The organism is Streptomyces sp. NRRL F-5122 (assembly GCF_001507435.1).
GTDB lineage: Bacteria > Actinomycetota > Actinomycetes > Streptomycetales > Streptomycetaceae > Streptomyces > Streptomyces lannensis.
This window is the reverse complement of record NZ_LMWH01000139.1, coordinates 82,881-102,673: the sequence shown is the minus strand read 5'-3', so window position 1 is coordinate 102,673 and position 19,793 is coordinate 82,881. Positions and strand designations below refer to the sequence as shown.

The 19,793-nt window shown below is 71.6% G+C and carries 17 protein-coding genes; 12 read left to right on the top strand and 5 right to left on the bottom strand.

From position 1 onward, the window contains the following. Positions 1–191: 191 nt before the first annotated feature. Entirely contained in the window at positions 192–866 is a 675-nt protein-coding gene (locus ADL25_RS16605) for a 2-oxo-4-hydroxy-4-carboxy-5-ureidoimidazoline decarboxylase (RefSeq protein ID WP_079050407.1), read from the bottom strand. A gap of 230 nt (positions 867–1,096) precedes the next feature. On the opposite strand from ADL25_RS16605, the gene ADL25_RS16600 reads away from it, so the two are divergent. Both ADL25_RS16600 and ADL25_RS16595 read left to right on the top strand, forming a co-directional pair. Next, a complete protein-coding gene (locus ADL25_RS16600) occupies positions 1,097–2,692 on the top strand; it encodes a beta-N-acetylhexosaminidase (protein WP_059128552.1) in 1,596 nt (531 codons plus the stop codon). A 175-nt stretch (positions 2,693–2,867) separates the two neighbouring features. Continuing rightward, a complete protein-coding gene (locus tag ADL25_RS16595; protein WP_059128506.1) occupies positions 2,868–3,437 on the top strand; it encodes a hypothetical protein in 570 nt (189 codons plus the stop codon). A 94-nt stretch (positions 3,438–3,531) separates the two neighbouring features. Here the strand turns inward: ADL25_RS16595 and ADL25_RS16590 are convergent, their stop codons facing one another. Continuing rightward, entirely contained in the window at positions 3,532–4,026 is a 495-nt protein-coding gene (locus ADL25_RS16590) for a DUF1877 family protein (RefSeq protein WP_059128551.1), read from the bottom strand. A gap of 169 nt (positions 4,027–4,195) precedes the next feature. Between ADL25_RS16590 and ADL25_RS16585 the strand changes: the two genes are divergently transcribed. The 5 genes from ADL25_RS16585 to ADL25_RS48120 all read left to right on the top strand — a co-directional run bounded on the left by ADL25_RS16585 (position 4,196) and on the right by ADL25_RS48120 (position 8,606). After that, positions 4,196–4,600 carry a hypothetical protein gene (locus tag ADL25_RS16585; protein ID WP_079050404.1) on the top strand — a complete coding sequence of 135 codons (405 nt, stop codon included), beginning with the start codon at positions 4,196–4,198 and terminating at the stop codon, positions 4,598–4,600. A 334-nt stretch (positions 4,601–4,934) separates the two neighbouring features. After that, the gene (locus ADL25_RS16580) at positions 4,935–5,567 is read left to right on the top strand and encodes an RNA polymerase sigma factor (RefSeq protein WP_059128505.1); all 633 of its coding nucleotides are present in this window, start codon (positions 4,935–4,937) and stop codon (positions 5,565–5,567) included. A 97-nt stretch (positions 5,568–5,664) separates the two neighbouring features. Continuing rightward, positions 5,665–6,432, top strand: coding sequence for a hypothetical protein (locus ADL25_RS16575; protein WP_059128504.1), 768 nt, complete (start codon positions 5,665–5,667; stop codon positions 6,430–6,432). A gap of 459 nt (positions 6,433–6,891) precedes the next feature. After that, the gene (locus ADL25_RS16570; protein ID WP_059128549.1) at positions 6,892–7,566 is read left to right on the top strand and encodes an RNA polymerase sigma factor; all 675 of its coding nucleotides are present in this window, start codon (positions 6,892–6,894) and stop codon (positions 7,564–7,566) included. After that, positions 7,566–8,606, top strand: coding sequence for a hypothetical protein (locus ADL25_RS48120; protein WP_059128503.1), 1,041 nt, complete (start codon positions 7,566–7,568; stop codon positions 8,604–8,606). Before ADL25_RS16570 ends, ADL25_RS48120 begins: the two co-directional genes overlap by 1 nt. Positions 8,607–8,859: 253 nt before the next feature. Here ADL25_RS48120 and ADL25_RS16560 read toward each other — a convergent pair whose 3' ends face one another. Continuing rightward, on the bottom strand, positions 8,860–9,690 hold the full coding sequence (locus tag ADL25_RS16560) for a L,D-transpeptidase family protein (RefSeq protein ID WP_059128502.1): 831 nt from the start codon (positions 9,688–9,690) through the stop codon (positions 8,860–8,862). 230 nt (positions 9,691–9,920) lie between these two features. On the opposite strand from ADL25_RS16560, the gene ADL25_RS16555 reads away from it, so the two are divergent. After that, positions 9,921–11,501 (top strand): acyl-CoA mutase large subunit family protein, encoded by a 1,581-nt coding sequence (locus ADL25_RS16555; RefSeq protein WP_059128501.1) that lies wholly within the window; start codon positions 9,921–9,923, stop codon positions 11,499–11,501. A gap of 161 nt (positions 11,502–11,662) precedes the next feature. Further along, entirely contained in the window at positions 11,663–12,316 is a 654-nt protein-coding gene (gene leuE / locus ADL25_RS16550; protein ID WP_059128500.1) for a leucine efflux protein LeuE, read from the top strand. Between the two features lie 7 nt (positions 12,317–12,323). Here leuE and ADL25_RS16545 read toward each other — a convergent pair whose 3' ends face one another. Next, positions 12,324–13,733: an FAD-dependent oxidoreductase gene (locus tag ADL25_RS16545; protein WP_059128499.1), complete on the bottom strand. Its 1,410-nt coding sequence runs from the start codon at positions 13,731–13,733 to the stop codon at positions 12,324–12,326. Positions 13,734–13,803: 70 nt separating this feature from the next. Here ADL25_RS16545 and ADL25_RS16540 point away from each other — a divergent pair, with 70 nt between their 5' ends. Continuing rightward, the gene (locus tag ADL25_RS16540; RefSeq protein ID WP_059128498.1) at positions 13,804–14,481 is read left to right on the top strand and encodes a TetR/AcrR family transcriptional regulator C-terminal domain-containing protein; all 678 of its coding nucleotides are present in this window, start codon (positions 13,804–13,806) and stop codon (positions 14,479–14,481) included. A 56-nt stretch (positions 14,482–14,537) separates the two neighbouring features. Here the strand turns inward: ADL25_RS16540 and ADL25_RS16535 are convergent, their stop codons facing one another. After that, complete coding sequence (locus ADL25_RS16535; RefSeq protein ID WP_059128497.1) at positions 14,538–15,695, bottom strand: acyltransferase family protein; 1,158 nt, start codon at positions 15,693–15,695, stop codon at positions 14,538–14,540. A 295-nt stretch (positions 15,696–15,990) separates the two neighbouring features. Between ADL25_RS16535 and ADL25_RS16530 the strand changes: the two genes are divergently transcribed. Continuing rightward, positions 15,991–17,451, top strand: coding sequence for a glycosyltransferase family 29 protein (locus tag ADL25_RS16530; RefSeq protein WP_059128496.1), 1,461 nt, complete (start codon positions 15,991–15,993; stop codon positions 17,449–17,451). After that, entirely contained in the window at positions 17,448–19,793 is a 2,346-nt protein-coding gene (locus ADL25_RS16525) for a glycosyltransferase (protein WP_059128495.1), read from the top strand. The genes ADL25_RS16530 and ADL25_RS16525 overlap by 4 nt, the downstream gene beginning before the upstream one ends.

Sequence of the window (19,793 nt, the reverse complement as noted above, 5' to 3'; positions counted from 1 at the left end):
GCTTCTGTGTCGGTCGGGCCCGGCCGGGTACGGTCCACCGGCCCCCAGCATCGTAGCGACGTGCGGTCGGAACGCTTACGGCGGCCCTACCGATGTGATCAAACTGGCAATCAAACGAGCACGGACGGGCTATTGGCGGCCCCAGCGAGACAGAAGGGGGCGGTGGCTGCGGGCACGCGGCTTCCGCTCCTCTACCCGGCGCGTTGCGCGACGGGCGTGTCGGAGAAGTGCCGGACCAGGCGGATCAGCCTGCCTCTTGTCAGACGCCGCAGCTCCTCCGCGGCGAGGGGGCGCTCCTCCTCCGGATCGTGCGTCAATCGTGACCGGATGGCGGCCAGGACACGGTCGGCCGCCTCGCCGGGGGCCACGTCGTCCAGGCAGATGACGAACACGTGCCCGAACCGGCTCTCGTAGGCGGCGTGGGCCGCACTGAGGGCGGTGTGGGCGGCGGAGTACGCGCCGGCCGGGAGCAGGGTGAGCGATTCCCCGGCCAGCGCCTCGGCCAGGTCGGCGGGCGTCAGGTCGTAGGCGGCCTCGTCGGCGGCGGCGAGCAGGGAGTCCAGGTCCGGATAGGGGCGGTGGTCTGCGACGCGGTCGGCCCAGCGCGGGCTCCGGCAGCAGGTGAGAAGCGCGCGCCGGGCGTTCGCGGCGGGCGTGGAGTTGAACCGCTCGATACCCGTGGGGGCCTCGATGCGGTGCTGCGCCGGGAGGGCGGTGGGGCCGGGGAGGTCGGGGAGACGGTGCGCAGGCAGCGTGGGTCCTCGGCGAGTGGCGGGCGTGACGTCGTGGGCGTCACAGGGGGTCGGCAGGGGAGGGTGCGGGAAATGCGCCGTCACGTTATCCACGGTGATCGGGGGGTCGTCCATCGGCTGACCGAATTTCACCCGAATGGGAGAGTTCTATGGCGTCCGGTGGACGGGTGGGGCGGGCAGGGGTCATAGGTTCGGAAGGGGCAGGCGCAGGGAGAGGTGAGGGGCATGCGATCGGACGGCGGTCGGATACGTGCGGGTGCGGCGCCTTCGGTGCCGCGAGGGCGTACGGGCCTGGCGTGGCCGTACACGGGAGTGGAGCGGGGTGCGGAGCGGTGACCGACCGGATGCGGCAGGGTCCCGAGAACAAGACGCACCAAAGGCGCAACGGGTTGCTGCTGGGCGGGGGAATCGTCGTGGCGGGCGCGATCGCTGCGGCGCTGGTGTTGTGGCCGTCCGGCGGCGGCGAGCCGCCGCGGAGTTCCGTGAGCCCGTCGACTCCTCTCTCGTCGCCGACCGCCACCTATGCCCTGTCCCAGGCGCCCCGCACCATCCCCGCCGTCCGGGAGCACGTTCCCGCACGCGGTCCGGGCTGGCGGCCGGCGTCCGGTGCACGTGTGGTCGTCGACAATCCCTCCCTGGACGACGAAGGCCGGCTGCTGGCCGGAGAGCTGGGGATGGAGTACGGCGGGCGGACCGCCGCCCGCGACGGCGACGTCGAACTGGGCCTGGCAGGAAGCGGCGACCAGGAGTCGTACACGATGACCGTGCAGAACAGACGGGTGCGGATCACCGGCCCGGCCGACGCGGGGGTCTTCTACGGCACCCGCACCCTCAAACAGGAGGTGCACGGCGGCGGTACGGCTCCCGAGGGGGTCGTGCGGGACGCGCCCGCCAAGCCGCGGCGCGGTTTCATGCTCGACATGGCCCGTAAGTTCTACTCGGCCGGCTGGATCGAGGACCGTGTCCGGGAACTCGGCGACCTGAAGTACAACGAGCTCGGTCTGCACTTCTCCGACGACCAGGGCTTCCGCATCGAGTCCGGCTCGCACCCGGAGATCGTGTCCCCGCAGCACCTCAGCAAGGCGGAGGTCAGGCGGATCGTCGACCTCGCCGCGAGCCGCCACATCACGATCGTCCCCGAGATCGACTCGCCCGGGCACCTGGGCGCGGTCATCGCCGCGCATCCCGACCTGCAACTGCGCAGCGTCTCAGGTGCCGCACCGCGCGGCACGCTCGACATCTCGAAGCCGGAGGCCGCGAAGATCGTGGACGACCTCCTCAACGAGTTCGCGGGGGTGTTCCCCGGCGGCTACTGGCATTTGGGCGGCGACGAGTACCAGGCACTGACGGTGCCGGACCCCGCCGCGTCCTTTCCGCAACTGGCCGCCGCGGCGCGGGCGAAGTACGGGGCGAGCGCGAGCGTCGCCGACCTCGCGACCGGCTGGCTGAACGACCGCGCCGACGTGATGCGCGGGCACGGCCGGACGATGCGCGCGTGGAACGACGGTTTCTACCGCACCGGCGTGGTGCAGCCGGCCAAGGACCTCGAGGTCGCGTACTGGACGGGCAAGGAGCGCAGCGCCAGGCAGCCGGCGGAGTACCTGGCCGCGGGCCGCAAGGTGATCAACTACAACGACGAGTTCCTCTACTACGTGCTGGGGCAGCCGCACACCTTCGTCTACCCCACCGGTCAGCGGATCTACGAGCAGTGGAATCCGCGCATGCTGCGTGGGACGGCGGAGGTGCCGGCCGGGTACGACGGGCAGATCCTCGGCGGCGTGTTCGCGGTCTGGAGCGATCGCGCCGCCGCGCAGACGCAGGACCAGGTGGCGGCCGGGATCCGGATGCCCCTGCGGGCGACGGTCCAGAAGCTGTGGGACCCGGGGGCGCCCCCGCTGTCCTGGACGGAGTTCCGGCAACTGGCCGATCGGCTCGGCTGACACGGGTGCCGCACCGGGGCCCGATCGTGGGGCAGTTGGCCGAAAACAACTTCCACCAACTCCTTCACCGACGGGCGTGGTGCCGTTGTGACACTCCCGGTAGGTTGCACGCAGTAGGGGGAAGTGCGGGCTCCGTAGACATGTGGCGCCCAACGAGGCATGTCTAGGAGGCGTGATGAGCCTGGTGGACCAGATCGCACAGGCCGACGAACGTGCGCTCGCGGCGAGCGGGTTGGCTTGTTTGGATCGCTGTATACCGCTCCTCGGAGGCGACGACGACATCCTGCGCCCGTTGTGGGCGAGCCTTGTCGAGGGCCACGAGTGGGAGGAGCGGCTCGCCAAGGTGCGGGCCGAACTCGGTGCCGGGGTGCGGGCCGATGCAGACGCGGACGGCACCTTCGAGTCGGAGGCCGCAGGGCTCGTGCGCCGCATGCTGGAGGCGGTTCCCGCGCGGGCCTCGGCGGTTGCGCTGCGCCAGTGGGCCGACGCCTGCTCGGTCGCGGCGCTGCAGATACACCGGCTGCTCGATCCCGCCGACGACGAGACCTCGGTGGCGGCCCGCCGCGAGGGCCGCACGGACGGCATGCCGCCGCTCGTCGCCGCCGAACTGCGGCGCCAGATCACCATCCTGGAGCTGGTGACGGGCCACGGCGCGGCGGGACTGCGACAGGCCCGCGATGTGTCGACCGAGGGACGCCGGGTGCTGCAGGCCGTCGTGTCGAGGCGGGCCCGCGGCAGGGCGTGAGCGGGGGCCGGGCGCGGCGGCGGCCCGAGGGCTCGCGCGTGCCCGTTCCCGCCGTGGACGCAGCGGGCCCGGGCCGGCCGGTGGCCCGGGCACCTCAGTCCATGAACCACTTCACCACGGCGTCGCCGCACTCGGCCGTGCGCACGTAGAACGCCGTGAGGTCGCGGTGCGCCGCCGCGAAGGCGCCCCGCGTCCGGGGCTCCGCCGCGATCCCGCCGTGGCGCGCAAGCAGACGGCTCCGGGCGGGACGCCACAGTGCCTCGAAGTCGGCCGAGGTCAGAAACAGCGCGACCCGCGTGGCCTGGGCCGCCGTCAGCAGCAGGAACGGCGGCTTGTCCCGGTCCGGGAGGAACACCGGCCGGCCGCCGAGCACCACCTCGGTCCGCGGCGGGTCCTCCGTGCGCAGCGGGGGAGCGCCGGCGTAGAGGAGTTCCTGCTCCCGGTAGTCCTCGTCCAGCACCTCCTCGCGGTGACGGCAGACCCGCGCCCGGTCGCCGCTCCGGTCGTCCTCGAACAGTCGTTGCAGCCAATTCACGCTGTTGCGCAGCGCCGGCGGCGGTACCGCGCGCAGATGCAGATGGGTGCTCATCAAAGGAAGGAGCGCACCGGGGCACGGAAGCATCACCGTCCGGCCCGGCTCCCTCGTCACGGGAAGATCCTGTGGCCGTCGTGCGGGCGAGCTGGGGCGGTCCTGCGCCGGTTGCGGGAATCCCGCGGAATCGAGTGACGTATCGCACGCTGACCTCGCTCTTCCGTATGTGACGACTCAGCAGGAGACCAGACCCCAAGCGGCAGCGAAGCCCCTGCGATGGGCGGCGGACGCCGTGGCGACGATGCGGGAGGGGGCGCGGCTGCGCCTCGACTACTCGGCGCAGAGCCTGTGGCGCATCGACCGGATGATCGACGACCTGCGCCGCGAAGGGGCACCCCTCGCCGCCGTGCAGAGCGTTCTGCGCGGTTTCGGCGCCTATGCCGGCGAGGTGATCGTGCGGCAGACGGGTGCCGAGTGGTGGTCGACCGGCGGCGACCACTGGATCCGCACCCCGGACGGCGGTCTGTGGGACCCCATCGACGAGGCCCGCCGCTGCTTCGCCGGGCACGGATCGCTGCGGCTGCTGTGCCGGGACGCCACGGCGAGGGCGTCCGCCCACCGGGCCGGTTGACCCCGGCCCCGGTGCTCCACGAGTCCCCGACCGTTCCCGTGCCGCTGTGCGGGCACGGCTCGGCCGGGGACTCCGGCCGTGGGCGGGTCCCTGGCCGACCGGTCCCTCCCCGCGCCGCTCCCGGGGTGAGTGGGAGCGGGCGGGGGCCCGGGGAGGGGGAAATGCCGCCGGCGTCCGGTGTGCGCGGGTGGGAATCCGGCCGCAGTCGTGAAGGGCGCCCGCCCCGTTGTGACACTTCCGCGACGTCCGACGCAGTTTGTGAGGGGGGCGCCCGGCACCGGATCGTGCCGGACGCCGTGGAGCTGCTACGAACCCGGTACGAACGAGGACGGTTTTGGGCCAGGGACGGCACCCCCGACGCGTACAGGCGTACGACGGGGAATTGGGCGCGGCGGTCGCGCGGGCCCAGGACGGCGACGAGGCGGCCTTCGCGGTCGCCTACCGGCTGGTGCAGCCCGGGCTGCACGGCTATCTGCGCGGCCTCGTGGGGGACGACGCCGAGGACGTGGCGTCCGATGCCTGGCTGGAGATAGCCCGGGACCTCGGGCGGTTCAAGGGGGACGGAGCGGGCTTCCGCGGCTGGACGGCGACCATCGCCCGGCACCGGGCGCTCGACCATCTGCGCCGGCAGCGGACGCGGCCCCGGCCGACGGCGCTCGAACAGGACGTACTGGACCTGCCCGGTCCGAGCAGCACGCACGAGCAGGCCCTTGAGTCCCTCTCGACCGAGCGCGCCCTGCAACTGGTCGGCGAGCTGCCGCGGGACCAGGCCGAGGCCGTGCTGCTGCGTGTCGTCGTCGGTCTGGACGGCCCCTCCGCCGCGCGGGTGCTCGGCAAACGCCCCGGTGCGGTGCGCACCGCGGCACACCGGGGCCTGAAGCGCCTGGGCCGCCGGCTGGGTGTCGAGGACGCGGCGGACGAGGGTGTGACGGATGAGGCTTCCCGGACGCTGGGGGAGTCGAAGTGAACGACGACGGCGCTGCGTTCGTACGGACGACCGTGCGGGCCCGGCGGGCCGGTTGGATGTGACAGGTCGGACGGACCGGACAGGAACGGAAGCGGACATGGGTGAACAGCTGGGCGGCGACGGGTTTCCCGGTCGTCGGCGTGTGCACCCTGACGGCACCGTGGCCGGCCTCGGGGGAGCGCCGGACGACGCCGGTCTCGAGACGGCCCTGGCCGCGGCCGTGCGCGGCGGTGATGTCGACGCCGGGGCGGAGCAGCGTGCTGTCGCCGCGTTCCGGGCGGCCCGGGACGCGGGTGTCCACAGGGCCAGGACCCGGCGCCGGGACGACTGGCGGGTCCACGAGGAGCGCCGGGTCGGACGCCCGCTCAGGACGACGTTCGCCGTGATCCTCGCGAGCCTCACCCTGGGCGGTGTGGCGGTCGCCGCGATCGGCTCGGCCGGGTCGTCCTCGCACGGCGCCGGTCCGGGCCCGGGAGACACGCCGTCCACGGGTGCGTCCGCCCTGCCGGGCAAGGAGCCCTCGGCCGTGTCCCCCGCCCGCCCCGGGCGGGCGGACCGGCCGGACACCGCCAAGGACACCGCGGCCCACTGCCGCGCCTATGTGCAGGTGAAGGACCGCGGCAAGGCGCTGGACTCGACCGCCTGGCAGCGGCTCGTGACGGCGGCGGGCGGCGAGGAGAAGGTCACCGCCTACTGCGCCCGCGAACTGGCGGGGTCCAAGGCGGCCGACGGCCGGAGCAGCGGCAAGTCCGGCGCCGGGGCGGGCCAGGGGAACAAGGGCTCCGGCAACGGGACGGGCGGCTCCGGCAACGCGTCCGGCAACGGACGGGCGCACACCGACCAGGGCAACGGGAAGAACGAGTAGCGTCGTCCGGGGAGTCGCGGCCCCGAGCACCCGGTAACCCCTTTCGCCCCGCGGGACGTACGAGCATCCGAGTGTTCCCAGTGGTGTGCGGTCGACCCCCCCGGCCCCGCGAGTGCACCGCCTGGGCAACGGCCGGGGCCGCCACCCCCCACAGGAGAGGCCCCGGCCGTCGCGCGGCACGGGCCGCGCGGCGGCCCGTACTCCCTACAGCGTCGTGGATGCGTTTTCTGTCACACCCCACCGCGTCACGGGTTGGTTGCACGTTGTACGGACGTGGACGTAGAACGGTTTCAAGCCGTAACGTGCCCATCGCGCCGACCGCGGACGATCAGCAAAACGGGTGATGCAACCGCCGCAGACCACGAGCGGCCTCAAACCGCTTTCAACGACGGAATCACGACGGTGAGACCCGGCCCGCGGATGCGGCGTCGGCGCAGGCGGACAGAGGGGCAGTTCGAGGTGCTGGGGGACGACGCGGAGCTGACGGCCGCGGTGCTTGCGGCACAGTCGGGGGACGAGACCGCGTTCCGGACCGTGTACCGCGCCGTCCATCCGCGTCTGTTCGGATACGTGCGGACACTGGTCGGCGACCCGGACGCCGAGGACGTCACCTCGGAGGCATGGCTCCAGATCGCACGCGACCTCGAGCGGTTCAGCGGGGACGCCGACCGGTTCCGCGGCTGGACGGCCCGGATAGCCCGCAACCGCGCGCTCGATCACATACGCATGCGCGGTCGCCGGCCCGCGATCGGCGGCGACGAGACGGAACTGACCGGGAAGCCCTCGGAGTCGGACACGGCCGGTGAGGCCATGGAGGCGCTGGCCACCGGACACACCCTCTCCCTCATAGCCCAGCTCCCGCAGGACCAGGCGGAGGCCGTCGTACTGCGGGTGGTCGTGGGCCTCGACGCCAAGAGCGCCGCCGAGACGCTCGGAAAGCGTCCCGGGGCGGTCCGTACGGCAGCCCACCGCGGTCTCAAACGCCTTGCGGAACTGCTTGGTCAGGGTGCGGAGGCGGATCCGGAATCGGCGGGCGGACTCGGCGCCCTGCCTCCCCCACGAGAGGCGCACCGGCGCACGGTGGCGTCCGGCGGTGTGACGCATATGCGTTCGCGGACGCAGAAGGACATGTGATGGCCGACGAGCAGTACAGGTGGCTGGACAGTGACGCGGCGGAGCGTCTGCTGCGCGGAGAGCCGCTGGACGCCGTCGACGACGTTGCGCGTGCACACGCCGCGAGGATTGCCGAGACCCTCTCCGAACTCGCCGCCCCACCCCTGCCGACCAGCGACGAACTGCCCGGGGAGGCCTCGGCCGTGGCCGCTTTCAGAGCGGCTTGCACGGCCCGCCACGGTGAGCGCACGGGCGTCGGGGGGCCGGCTTCCGGGCGCTCCGCGGCCCCCTCCGGCGACGCCGGACTGGTGCGTCTCGGGCGGCCGGTCGCGGACGGGCGGCAGGCCCGGCGATGGCGCCCCGTGCGCTTCGCGCTGGCCGGGGTGGTGGCCGCCGGGATGATCGGCGGGGCCGCGGTGGCGGCCGGAACCGGAGCGCTGCCCACGCCGTTCCACGAACCGCGTCCCGCCGCGTCCGTGTCGGCGGCCGCGACCCCGCCGATGCCGCTGCTCACCCCCACGCCCGAGGGGACGCAGACCCGCGGTTCCACATCACCGACGCCCACGGAGACGAACGGCGCGCCCGCGCAGGGCACTTCGTCGCAGGACGAGGTGGACGCCGGTGCCGCCGCGACCGGGCGGCCGCGCTCTTCCGGCAACGGCGCCGCGGGGCGGGGCGGTGAGTGGTGGATCGGCGTGCGCTCCTCCTGCCGCGCCGTGGCCGACGGCAGGGAACTGGGCACCCGGCGGATGCGCAGTCTCGAGGACGCGGCCGGTGGCAGCGGCCGGGTGAAGACGTTCTGCAAGGGTGTGCTCGGCGCCGGGAGCGGCCGGGACGGCGACATCCGCGGCCCCGGCAGGGACGGCGACGGCCACGGCCACCACGGCGAAGGCGGTGGTGACCAGGGCGACGACCACGACGGTGACGGCGAGGGACACATAGGCCCGGACATCGGTCTGGCACCCTTCCCGCCGGCGACACCCCGCGTCCCGGCTCCTTCGGACGGGACGCCGTCGCCGAGCCCGACGCACAGCGCGCCGGCCACCGAAGCGTCACACTGACCCGTCGCACGGCGTCAGGGGGTGGTGCGGCCCCGCGCCCTCCTCGGCCCGCGGCGGGGCGGGCTCTCGAACCTCTCCCACGGCGGGTGTGACACTTTCGGCCGACCCGGCGCAGTACTGAGTGAGCCGACTGGTCATCGGCCGTCGCACAGAGCCGGGGTTCCCCCCGTACCCACGGCTCGGTGCACATCGGCGCGGGCGGGACACGTTCCCCCGGTCCCGCCCGCGCCCCGCACCCGCCTCGAGGCCGCTCTCACCAGTAGACGACGACCTTGTCCCCGGTCCTCGCCCCGGCGAACAGCGCCGAGATCGCCGCCTCGTCCCGTACGTTCACACAGCCGTGCGAACCTCCCGCGTATCCGCGCGCCGCGAAGTCGGCCGAGTAGTGCACCGCCTGGCCACCGCTGAAGAACATCGCGTACGGCATGGGCGAGTGGTAGAGCGTGGACACGTGGTACCGCGACTTCCAGTAGATGTGGAACACGCCCTCCCTGGTCGGCGTGTACTGCGCGCCGAACCGTACCGCCATGGTCGAGACCGTGCGTCCGTCGACCATCCAGCGCAACGTCCGGCTCGTCTTGCTGATGCACAGCACCCTGCCCGTCATGCAGCGCGCGTCCGGCGCGGCGGCCGGCTGTCCGCCCATCAGGTACAGCTCCCACTTGCCGGGCTCGTGCGTCATCTTCAGCAGCCGCTGCCAGGTGACCGAGTCCACGCGTCCGGTGCGCGGCAGTCCGCGCTTGCCCTGGAAGCCCCTGACGGCGTTCTCGGTGAGGTCGTCGTAGGTCCCCGTCGGACCGTCGAACAGCCAGGCGACCTGGCGCAGCCGTGCCTGGAGTTCACGCACACCCGGGCCGGTGGCGCCGGGTGCCCACAGGACCGCGGGGGAGGGCTTCGGGGTGGGCGCGGCGCTCGTCGCGCCCGTGCCCGAGGGGGTGTGCGAGATCTCGATGTGCACCGGAGAGCGGTGCCTGCCGCCGCCGTTCTTCGCGTCCACGGGCTGCGCGACGCACCCGGTGAGAGCGGCGAGCGCCACGCCCGTGGCGACTGCGATCAGCGTTCGGCCCATGCCCTTGGTACGCATCTGAACCCCCGTCGTCTCACCGGTCCTCATGGGCCGGTCGTGTCCCTTGAGATGTTCCCCGCGCGTGACCGCCGTCGAACTACGGGGCATGGTTGTGAGCAAGGTCCCAGCGTGCGGTACTCCACCGGTCGCACGCCCGCCGCTACAGTCCGTCGCGAGGTCGGCCGTACTGGCGAGTAACGAGGCCGGGCCATCACGCCGGGACAAGTAGCAACGCGGAGGCACACACCATGGCGCGCGAGTCGGAGTCGGGACTGCCCATCGAGCCGGTGTACGGGCCGGATGCCCTCGAGGACTGGGATCCCGCCGGGAAGCTGGGCGAGCCGGGGGCGTACCCGTTCACGCGCGGCGTGTACCCGAGCATGTACACGGGCCGTCCGTGGACGATGCGCCAGTACGCCGGCTTCGGTACGGCGACGGAGTCCAACGCGCGCTACAAGCAGCTGATCGCGAACGGCACGATGGGTCTGTCGGTCGCCTTCGACCTGCCCACCCAGATGGGTCATGACTCCGACGCGCCGATCGCGCACGGCGAGGTCGGCAAGGTGGGCGTCGCCATCGACTCGGTCGACGACATGCGGGTGCTGTTCGGCGGGATCCCGCTGGACAAGGTGTCCACATCGATGACGATCAACGCGCCCGCCGCCCTGCTGCTGCTTCTGTACCAACTGGTGGCGGAGGAGCAGGGCGTGCCGGCCGACAGGCTGACCGGCACGATCCAGAACGACGTCCTGAAGGAGTACATCGCGCGGGGGACGTACATCTTCCCGCCGAAGCCGTCCCTGCGCCTGATCGCGGACATCTTCAAGTACTGCAGGGCCGAGATCCCCAAGTGGAACACGATTTCGATCTCCGGATACCACATGGCCGAGGCCGGCGCCTCTCCTGCGCAGGAGATCGCGTTCACGCTGGCCGACGGCATCGAGTACGTGCGCACGGCCGTAGCGGCGGGCATGGACGTGGACGACTTCGCTCCCCGGCTGTCGTTCTTCTTCGTGGCCCGGACCACGATCTTGGAGGAGGTCGCCAAGTTCCGTGCGGCCCGCCGGATCTGGGCGCGGGTGATGAAGGACGAGTTCGGGGCGCAGAACCCCAAGTCGATGATGCTGCGCTTCCACACCCAGACGGCGGGTGTCCAACTGACGGCGCAGCAGCCGGAGGTGAACCTGGTCCGGGTCGCGGTCCAGGGGCTGGCCGCGGTGCTCGGCGGCACCCAGTCGCTGCACACGAACTCCTTCGACGAGGCGATCGCGCTGCCGACCGACAAGAGCGCGCGTCTGGCCCTGCGCACGCAGCAGGTGCTGGCCTACGAGACGGACGTGACGGCGACGGTCGACCCCTTCGCGGGCAGCTATGTCATCGAGAGGATGACGGACGAGGTCGAGGCCGCGACGCTGGAGCTGATGGAGAAGGTCCAGGACCTCGGCGGTGCGGTGTCGGCCATCGAACACGGCTTCCAGAAGAACGAGATCGAGCGCAGCGCCTACCGCATCGCCCAGGAGACGGACGCGGGCGAGCGGGTCGTGGTCGGCGTCAACCGCTTCAAGCTCGACGAGGAGGAGCCGTACGAGCCGCTCCGCGTCGACCCCGCGATCGAGGCGCAGCAGGCCGAACGCCTCGCCCGGCTCCGGGCGGAACGCGACCAGCCGGCGGTGGACACGGCCCTGGCGGACCTGAAGAAGGCGGCGGAGGGCACGGACAACGTCCTGTACCCGATGAAGGAGGCCCTCAAGGCCCGCGCCACGGTGGGCGAGGTGTGCAACGCGCTGCGGGAGGTGTGGGGGACGTACGTGCCCTCGGACGCCTTCTGAGCCGGGCGACCGGTCCGCAGCGCCGGCCGGGGGGACGGACGGCCCGAGCACGTCCGTCCCCCCGGCCGCAGGCGTCCTGCCGGGCGGCGACGACCGACCCGTCCGTCTCGTCCTGCGAAATCCGAAAGCCGAGTGTCGTACCCCCGTGCGACACTCCTTCCATGTTCGGCGTCATCGATCTCCCCACCTACCTGGCGGGACTCGTCCTCATCGTCCTGCTCCCCGGGCCCAACTCCCTGTACGTGCTCTCCGTCGCCGCCCGGCGCGGTGTGCGGGCCGGGTACACCGCGGCGGCCGGCGTCTGGTGCGGGGACACCGTGCTGATGACGCTGTCCGCGGCCGGAGTCGCCTCGCTGCTCCAGGCGAACGCCGTGCTGTTCGGGATCGTGAAGTACGCGGGCGCCGGCTATCTGACATGGCTCGCCTTCGGAATGCTCCGTACCGCCTGGGGGATGTGGCGGACGCGACGCGAGAGGGACGTGCCGGAACAGGCCGTGACGGCCACCGCCGCCGAGGAGCGGCCTTACCGCCGGGCGTTCGTCGTCAGCCTGTTCAACCCCAAGGCGATCCTGTTCTTCGTCGCCTTCTTCGTGCAGTTCGTCGATCCCGGGTACGCCTATCCGGCGCTCTCCTTCGTGGTGCTCGGCGCCTTTGCCCAGCTCGCCAGCTGCCTCTACCTCAGCGCCCTGATCTTCAGCGGCACACGACTCGCGGATGCCTTCCGTCGCCGCAAGCGGCTGTCGGCGGGGGCCACTTCCGCCGCGGGCGCCCTCTTCCTCGGCTTCGCGGTGAAGCTGTCGCTCGCGAGCGCGTAGCCGCCGGCTACCGCAGGCCGAACCGCGTGAGGTAGTCCGCGAGTCCGTCCGCCGAGTCGCCGCCCCAGCCGACGTGACCGTCGGGCCGGACCAGGAACAGGCCGGTCCCGTAGGACCCGTGGGCCGGGCCGTGGACCACCCGCACCCGTTCCGGGGTCGCCGGCGCCGGCGTACCGAGGGCCAGCAGCGTCCAGTGCGGGCCGCGGAAGGCGTCGAAGAGCCGCACGCCGTCCACCGTCGCGTCCGGTGCGCGGTCGCCCGCCCGGACCCGGCCCGGGGCCCTCCGGGTCTCCGCCGTGAGCGGCGAATCCCGGTACCCGATCCCGAGCTGCCGGGTCGCCTCGCCCCGCCTTGTCTCGCCGCGGTGCACGCGCGTGGACAGACCGAGGACGTCCGCCGCGACGGGCCGCCGTTCCTCCTCGTAGCTGTCCAGAAGCGACTGCGCCGCACCGTCCCGCAGCACGGCTCCCAGCTTCCAGCCCAGGTTGTAGGCGTCCTGGACGCTGGTGTTCAGACCCTGGCCGCCCGCCGGCGAGTGGATGTGGGCCGCGTCACCGGCGAGGAAGACCCGCCCCTCGCGGAACCGGTCCGCGAGGGCCGCCCGCGGCCGGAAGTCCGAGGCCCAGCGCACCTCGGTCACGTCCTCGGGGGCGAGATGGGATCGGGCGGCCACGACCTTGCGGATGCCGTCGAGGGACAGGTCGGGCGTCGTGGCCTCCGGGAACCGCGCGACGAGTTGGAAGTCCTCGGTGCGTGCCAGCGGACAGAGGGCGAGGAACCCCTCGCCGTCGGCACCGGGCGGGAAGATGTGCCAGTTGTCGCGGTCCAGGCCGCTTACGCGCACGTCCGCCACAAGGGTCGGGTTCGGGTCGACGGCCTCGCCGGTCATGCCGATGCCGAGCGCCCGGCGCACGGCCGACCGCCCGCCGTCGGCCGCGACGACGTATCGGGCGCGCACCGGGGCTCCGGAGGCGAGATGCGCGCTCACCCCGGCCGGGTGCTGTTCGAGGCCGACGACCTCCCGGCCGAAGGCGACCCGTCCGCCCAGCTCCTCCAGGCGGGCGTGCAGGATCTCCTGGGTCCGCCACTGCGGCACCATCCACGGCTCGTTGTACGGCGCGTCCTCGCTCGCCTCGGCCGGCTCGAACATCCGGTGCTCGCCCGTCCGGTGGCCGTCCTGCCAGATCATCCCGACCGGATAGGGGCCGCCCGCCGCACGGATCGCGTCGAGCACGCCGAGGTCGTCGAGGACCTCCATCGTGCGCGGCTGGATGCCCTTGCCCCGGGAACCGGGGAAGAGGGCTTCTGCGCGCTCGAGGACCACGGCGTCCACGCCACGCCGGGCGAGGTCGACCGCGAGCGCGAGCCCGGTGGGCCCGGCGCCGACGACGGCGACCTCGGTGCTCTCGGTGTCCATGGCTGCCTCCTTAACGTTGTTAAGTTGCGTTGTCCGCAAGCGTGTCCTTAACGGCGTTAAACTGTCAAGCGTGGCTGCGCAGAGAGGTCCGAAACTGGACAGAAGGCAGGTGGCGGAGGCGGCCCTGGGGCTGCTCAACGAGGTGGGGCTCGAGGGCCTGACGCTCCGCGCCATCGCCAAGGAGCTGAACGTGCAGGCGCCCGCCCTGTACTGGCACTTCAAGAACAAGCAGGCGCTGCTGGACGAGATGGCGACGGAGATGCTGCGGCGCATGTCCGACGGTTTCGCCGCGCAGCCGGACGCGCCGGACCTGGCGTGGCGGGATGTGTTCTTCCAGCGGATGAGCGCTCTGCGCGAGCATCTGCTGCGCTATCGGGACGGTGCCAAGGTCTACGCGGGCACGCGGTTCACGGACATGTCCTACGCCGAGCCGATGGAGGCGAATCTGCGCCTGCTCACCGGGGCCGGATTCACCCCGGGCGGCGCGGCGCGCGCCTGGTTCACGGCGTACAGCTACACGATCGGCTACGTCATCGAGGAGCAGGCCATGGGGCCCGACCCGGCCTCCGGTGCGGAGGGCTACGACCTCGACGCCCGCGCCGAGCGCCTGGCGGCCTACCCGCTGGCGGCGGAGGCGGGCCGCGAGATGTTCCAGGAGCACGGCCAGGGCTTCGAGGCCGGACTCAGGGCGGTGATCGAGGGCATCGGGCTCACCCTTCGGGGCGAGGCGGACGGCACCGGTCGCTGAACGACGTGAGGGGCACCCCGTGGCGGGGTGCCCCTCACGTCGGGCGGGGCGGGCGGCTACGCCAGCGGCTTCGACAACGCGGCGCGCAGCTTCGGCGTCAGCCAGTTCTCGATGTAGCGGTTCAGCAGCCACGCCAGCAGCAGCATCGAGGCGATCGTCAGCAGGAAGGTGGCGTACGACGGGATGTGCAGGCTCCGGTGCAGCGTCCTGACGACGACCCAGCCGAGGTGCTCGTGGACCAGGTAGAAGGGGTAGGTCAGTGCGCCGGCGACCGTCAGCCAGCGCCAGTTCGCCCAGTCCAGCCAGCCCAGCGCGATCGCCGCGACCGCCACGAAGCCGAAGGCGACGATCAGCGTGATGCCGAGGGAGGTGCGGTGGGCGAAGGCGTTCGGGTCCGAGGCGTTCCACAGGTCCCGCACCGCGTAGTGCTGCCCGATCAGGAAGTTCACGGCCACGATGCCCCAGGCGTAGGCGTCCTTGCGGTTGCGGTGCACCAGGTACAGGCCGACACCGCCGATGAAGAAGGGCGCGTACTCGGGCATCAGGATCACGTTCAGCAGTGCGTCCTTGGACGACTGGGTGATCGCGGCCGCCAGGGTCCAGCCGGCGCAGAAGAGGATCACGCGCCGGCGGCTGGCGCCCGGCAGCACGATGCACAGCGCGAACAGGGCGTAGAAGCGGACCTCCGCCCACAGCGTCCAGCACACACCGAGGACCCGGTCGACGCCGAGCGGCATCTGGAGCATCGTCAGGTTCACCAGCACGTCACTGGGCGACAGCGCCTTGTAGGCGACCGTCGGCAGGGCAAACGCGAACGTCACGAGGAGGACCGCCGCCCAGTAGGCGGGCAGCAGGCGTGACGCCCGGGAGGCGAAGAACGAGCGGAGGGGGCGTCCCCAGCCGCTCATGCATATGACGAAGCCGCTGATCACGAAAAAGACCTGGACGCCGAGGCAGCCATAGGAAAACCACGAGTGCAGCACGGGGAACTGCGTCTTCGGTGACGTGCCCCACGCGGCGGTGATCTCGCCGCCGCGTCCCCCGTAGTGATACAGAGCAACCATCAGCGCGGCCACCAGCCGCAGCCCGTCGAGGGCGCGCAGGCGGCCACCGGACCTCTTCGCCTTCGGCTGTGCGGGCGTGACGCGCCGCTCTTCGGGACGGGCGGCCACGGCGGATTGCTGTTTCGCTGTGCTGACGACCGTTTCGGTCACTGATACCCCTTGAAGATCCGCCGCGGGCTCCGTTCTGCTCACTTCTGACCGAATGCGCCCGGGTCAAATGAAAGTCGTCTATCGAGACTCTATGACCTCACCCTGAGCGAATCTGTTCGACGGGATCAGCATTTGCCCGCAAGACCCGAGGGGTTCATCTTCACGTCGTATTGGTTTCTTACTGTTCCCCAACCTTCCCCCCAGGGCTTGGCGATTTCGTACCTTTTTCACACCTTGCAGGAGAACCATGACGAGGGTTGGCAGTAGATGGACACGTCCCCGGCCCGGGGGGCCCGTGTCGGAGCCAGCGGGCTTCGGGGCGCCGACCGCTCAGCCCAAGCCGACCGAGCTGGACGACTGCCTGCGTGCCTGTGCCGTGCACAGCGGCAAACTGGTCGGCAGCCTGGACACCCGCCGAACAGCCCTCGCCGAAGCGCTGCGCCAGCTGCTCGCCCTGGTCGCCGCCGGTGAGGACCAGCCCTCGCCCGCGCCCTCGGGCGCGGGCAGCCTGCTGCGCCGTGGTGCCAAGGTCGTCGGCGGGGGCATGAGCAACAAGATGCTCGACGCGCTCCTCGCCGTCGGCAACAAGGCGCTCGACTGCGGCTACGACGACGAGCTGAACCTCACACTGCTGATCAGCGACACGGTTCTGACCCAGCGCAAGAACTCCCGCGCCGGCTGGCGGCTGCGCGGCCGTCTGCTGGAGGCCATCGGGCGTCCGGCCGCCGCGGCCGATGCCTTCGAGCGCTACCTGGAGCTGACCACCGAGGACGGTTACGGCGTCCGGGCGCGGCTCGCCGGCATCAAGGCGGCGAACACGGCCCGCGCCGAACTGCTGACCGTCCTCGCGGGCGCCGTCCCCGACTCCGCCCGGTTCGCCGGCGGCCCCGCCACCGACATGTGGGCCGAAGGTCTCGCCGCGCACGCCCTCGGCGACTGGGCCGGCGCCCAGGCACGCCTCGTCGGCGCACTGCTCGCCATGGACAGCGCCGAGGTCCCCGAGCAGGAGATCCAGGAAGCCATCGGGCAGTACCTGGACCTCAGCACCGAGCTGCACACCCGGCCCACCCCCGAACTCATCCAGGCCATCGCGCTGTACGCCGCCGCGCGCCGCAACCGTATGCGCGGCCCCGTCCCGGACCCCATGTTCGGGGGCGTGCAGTGGCTCAGCCTCGGCGAGTTCCGCAACCGGATCGCCGGCAAGTCCATCTGCCTCATCGCCAACTCCGGCAAGGTGGGCGAGTCCTCGATGGGCTCGCAGATCGACGACTACGACCTGGTCGTGCGCTTCAACTCGTACAGGATCGACCCGGCCCACACGGGCAAGCGGACCGACATCCACGTGACGATCCACAAGCACGCCTTCAACTGGGACAAGCCCGTCGACATCCGGCTCGTCTTCGGCGGCAACTCGCCCGACTGGAAGTACTCCGTGCGCAACAAGCTCGTCCCGGGCGCGCAGACGTACGTCGGTGACGAGTCGCTGCGCTGGCCCGTCCGCAACATCGGCGCCCTGACCACCGAGCAGTTCGCCGCGATCCCGACCTCCGGCTTCAACATGCTCTGGCTGCTCGACTACCTCGATGTCAGCCCCACGCTCGACCTGATCGGCTTCGACTTCTACGAGAGCGGCGCGTACCGCATCCCGGAGGCGATGAAGCTGGCCATCACCAACGTGCACGAATACGGCAGCGAGAAGGCGTGGGTCATGGAACGGGCCCAGAGCGTCTCCGGCATGAGGATTTCCCTGCGATGACCACGACACCGATATCCGCGGCGGCCGACTCCCGCCCCACCGCCGGCGACGACTCCGCCCGCGCGCTGACCGGCAAGCGCCGTGTCGCCTTCGCGAGCTTCGTCGACGAGAACTACCTGCCCGGCTTCCTTGTGCTGCTGCGCTCGCTCGCGCTGTCCAACCCGGACGTGTGCGAGGACTTCATCGTCCTGCACGACGATCTGCGCCCGGCATCCGTCGCCGCCATCCGCGCCCTGCACCCGCGGGTGCAGTTCCGCCGTGTCGACGCCGACCACTACGACAGCTACGTCAAGGGCGACCAGGACAACTACCTGGTCCGCAAGGCGTACTTCATCCTCGACGTCTTCCGCATCCGCGACTACGACACCGTGATCACCCTGGACACCGACATGGTGATCCTCAACCCGATCACCGAACTGCTCGCGCTGCGCGAGGGCCTGGCCGCCGTCCCGCAGTTCTTCTACGGCGACAAGACCCGCATGCTCAACAGCGGACTCCTCGTCATCCAGAAGGAGTACCTGAGCGACGAGTTCTGCGCGAAGCTCGACGAGATCGGCCGCAGCGGCCGCTACGAGCTCGACAAGCACGACCAGGGCATTCTCAACGCCCTGCTCGACGGCGACTTCGTCGACCTCGACCCCAAGTACAACTACGTCAAGCGGCGCCTGTCCGGCGACCTCCCGGTCCCCGACGAGACCGCGATCCTGCACTTCACCGGCCGCCACAAGCCCTGGCAGGGCGGCGAGTACGGGTACAGCCAGGCGCAGGCACGCTGGGCCGAGTTCGACATCACCGACGCCGAGCTGCACGCCGCCTTCATCGAGAAGGGCGACCCGGCCCACCCCGACCTGCTGATCCACTACGGCACCGCGCACGTCGGGCGCACCGGTGACGTCGACACCGCCCGCCGCGTCGGCCTCGCCCACATCGGCGCCGGCGACTACCAGGCCGCCGTCGACATCCTGGAGCAGGTCCACCTCCCCGTCGACGAGGCGTGGCCGCACGAGGTGTACGGCAACGCCCTGATGAGCGTCTCCCGCTACGAGGAGGCCCGCGCCCATCTGCTGCTGGCGACGGCCGCCCCCAACCGGGCCGCCACCGCCTTCTCCCGGCTGGCCCAGATCTCCTGGGTGCACGGCGACGACACCGGCGCGCAGAAGTACGCCCTCGCCGGGCTCGGTGTCGACCCCACGCACCGGGCGAGCCGCATCTGGCACCAGCGCACCGTCGGTGTCCCGGCCCAGTCCGCCGGCAGCCCCGAGGACCAGCTCGCGCACGTCGCGTTCTACATGGACCGCCAGGGCAACGCCGGGGACAAGCTGCTCCCGGAGAGCGTCCGCCTCGCCTTCGACCCGGACACCGGCGCCCGCCGCTGGCACTCCGTCCACGCGCACCGCCTGTTCGACGAGGCGGCTCTGGAGCGCGTGAACGCCCGCAGGGGCATGGTCATCGGCGGCGGTGGCCTGTTCATCCCGGACACCATGCCGAACGGCAACAGCGCCTGGCAGTGGAACGTCCCGGACGAGCTGCTCGACCGCATCGACGTGCCCATCGCGGTCTACGCCGTCGGCTTCAACGCCTTCGACGGCCAGTCCTACCGGGCGGAGCGGTTCCGCAGTTCGCTGCGGCTGCTGGTGGAGCGCTCGTCCTTCTTCGGCCTGCGCAACCACGGCTCCATCGCCAAGGTCCGTTCGATGCTGCCGGAGCACCTGCACGACAAGGTGCGCTTCCAGCCCTGCCCGACCACGGTCACCCGCCAACTCGTCGCGAACTGGCAGGACCCGGCGAGCCGTGAGGACACCATCCTCATCAACGCCGCCTACGACCGCGCGGGCCTGCGCTTCGGCCACGACTACGGCTACTTCCTCGCCCAGATGGCCAAGGCCGTCAAGGACCTGGGGAAGCTCGCCGAGGTCAAGTGCGTGGCGCACTCGCTCGACGACGAGAAGCTCGCCTTCGACCTGCGCCGCGAGCACGGCGTGTCGATGCCCGTCATCCCGATGTACGACTTCGAGAACGACGAGATCCGCGACCTGTACGCCCGCACCAAGCTGGTCATCGGCATGCGGGGCCACGCCGGCATGATCCCGTTCGGCTGCGGCACGCCCATCATCAGTCTGATCTCGCACCCGAAGATGACGTACTTCCTCCGCGACATCGACCGGCCCGAGTGGGGCGTCTCGGTGCACGACCGCCATCTCGCCGACCGGCTGGTGGAGCGCTCCCGCGACCTGCTCACGGACCACGCCAAGACCGTGGCCGACGTGCACGGACGCCAGCAGGAGCTGTGGAAGGTCACCGAGGCCAACGCCGCCGACCTGCGCACGATCCTGGGCGGCTGA

Excerpts from the sequence above, each read along its gene's own strand:
- ADL25_RS16600 (WP_059128552.1), top strand. The coding sequence starts at position 1,097 with ATGCGGCAGGGTCCCGAGAACAAGACGCACCAAAGGCGCAACGGGTTG.
- ADL25_RS16595 (WP_059128506.1), top strand. The coding sequence starts at position 2,868 with ATGAGCCTGGTGGACCAGATCGCACAGGCCGACGAACGTGCGCTCGCG.
- ADL25_RS16525 (WP_059128495.1), top strand. The coding sequence starts at position 17,448 with ATGACCACGACACCGATATCCGCGGCGGCCGACTCCCGCCCCACCGCC.
- ADL25_RS48120 (WP_059128503.1), top strand. The coding sequence starts at position 7,566 with ATGGCCGACGAGCAGTACAGGTGGCTGGACAGTGACGCGGCGGAGCGT.
- ADL25_RS16545 (WP_059128499.1), bottom strand. The coding sequence starts at position 13,733 with ATGGACACCGAGAGCACCGAGGTCGCCGTCGTCGGCGCCGGGCCCACC.
- ADL25_RS16555 (WP_059128501.1), top strand. The coding sequence starts at position 9,921 with ATGGCGCGCGAGTCGGAGTCGGGACTGCCCATCGAGCCGGTGTACGGG.
- ADL25_RS16590 (WP_059128551.1), bottom strand. The coding sequence starts at position 4,026 with ATGAGCACCCATCTGCATCTGCGCGCGGTACCGCCGCCGGCGCTGCGC.
- ADL25_RS16560 (WP_059128502.1), bottom strand. The coding sequence starts at position 9,690 with ATGCGTACCAAGGGCATGGGCCGAACGCTGATCGCAGTCGCCACGGGC.
- leuE (WP_059128500.1), top strand. The coding sequence starts at position 11,663 with ATGTTCGGCGTCATCGATCTCCCCACCTACCTGGCGGGACTCGTCCTC.
- ADL25_RS16575 (WP_059128504.1), top strand. The coding sequence starts at position 5,665 with ATGGGTGAACAGCTGGGCGGCGACGGGTTTCCCGGTCGTCGGCGTGTG.
- ADL25_RS16605 (WP_079050407.1), bottom strand. The coding sequence starts at position 866 with ATGGACGACCCCCCGATCACCGTGGATAACGTGACGGCGCATTTCCCG.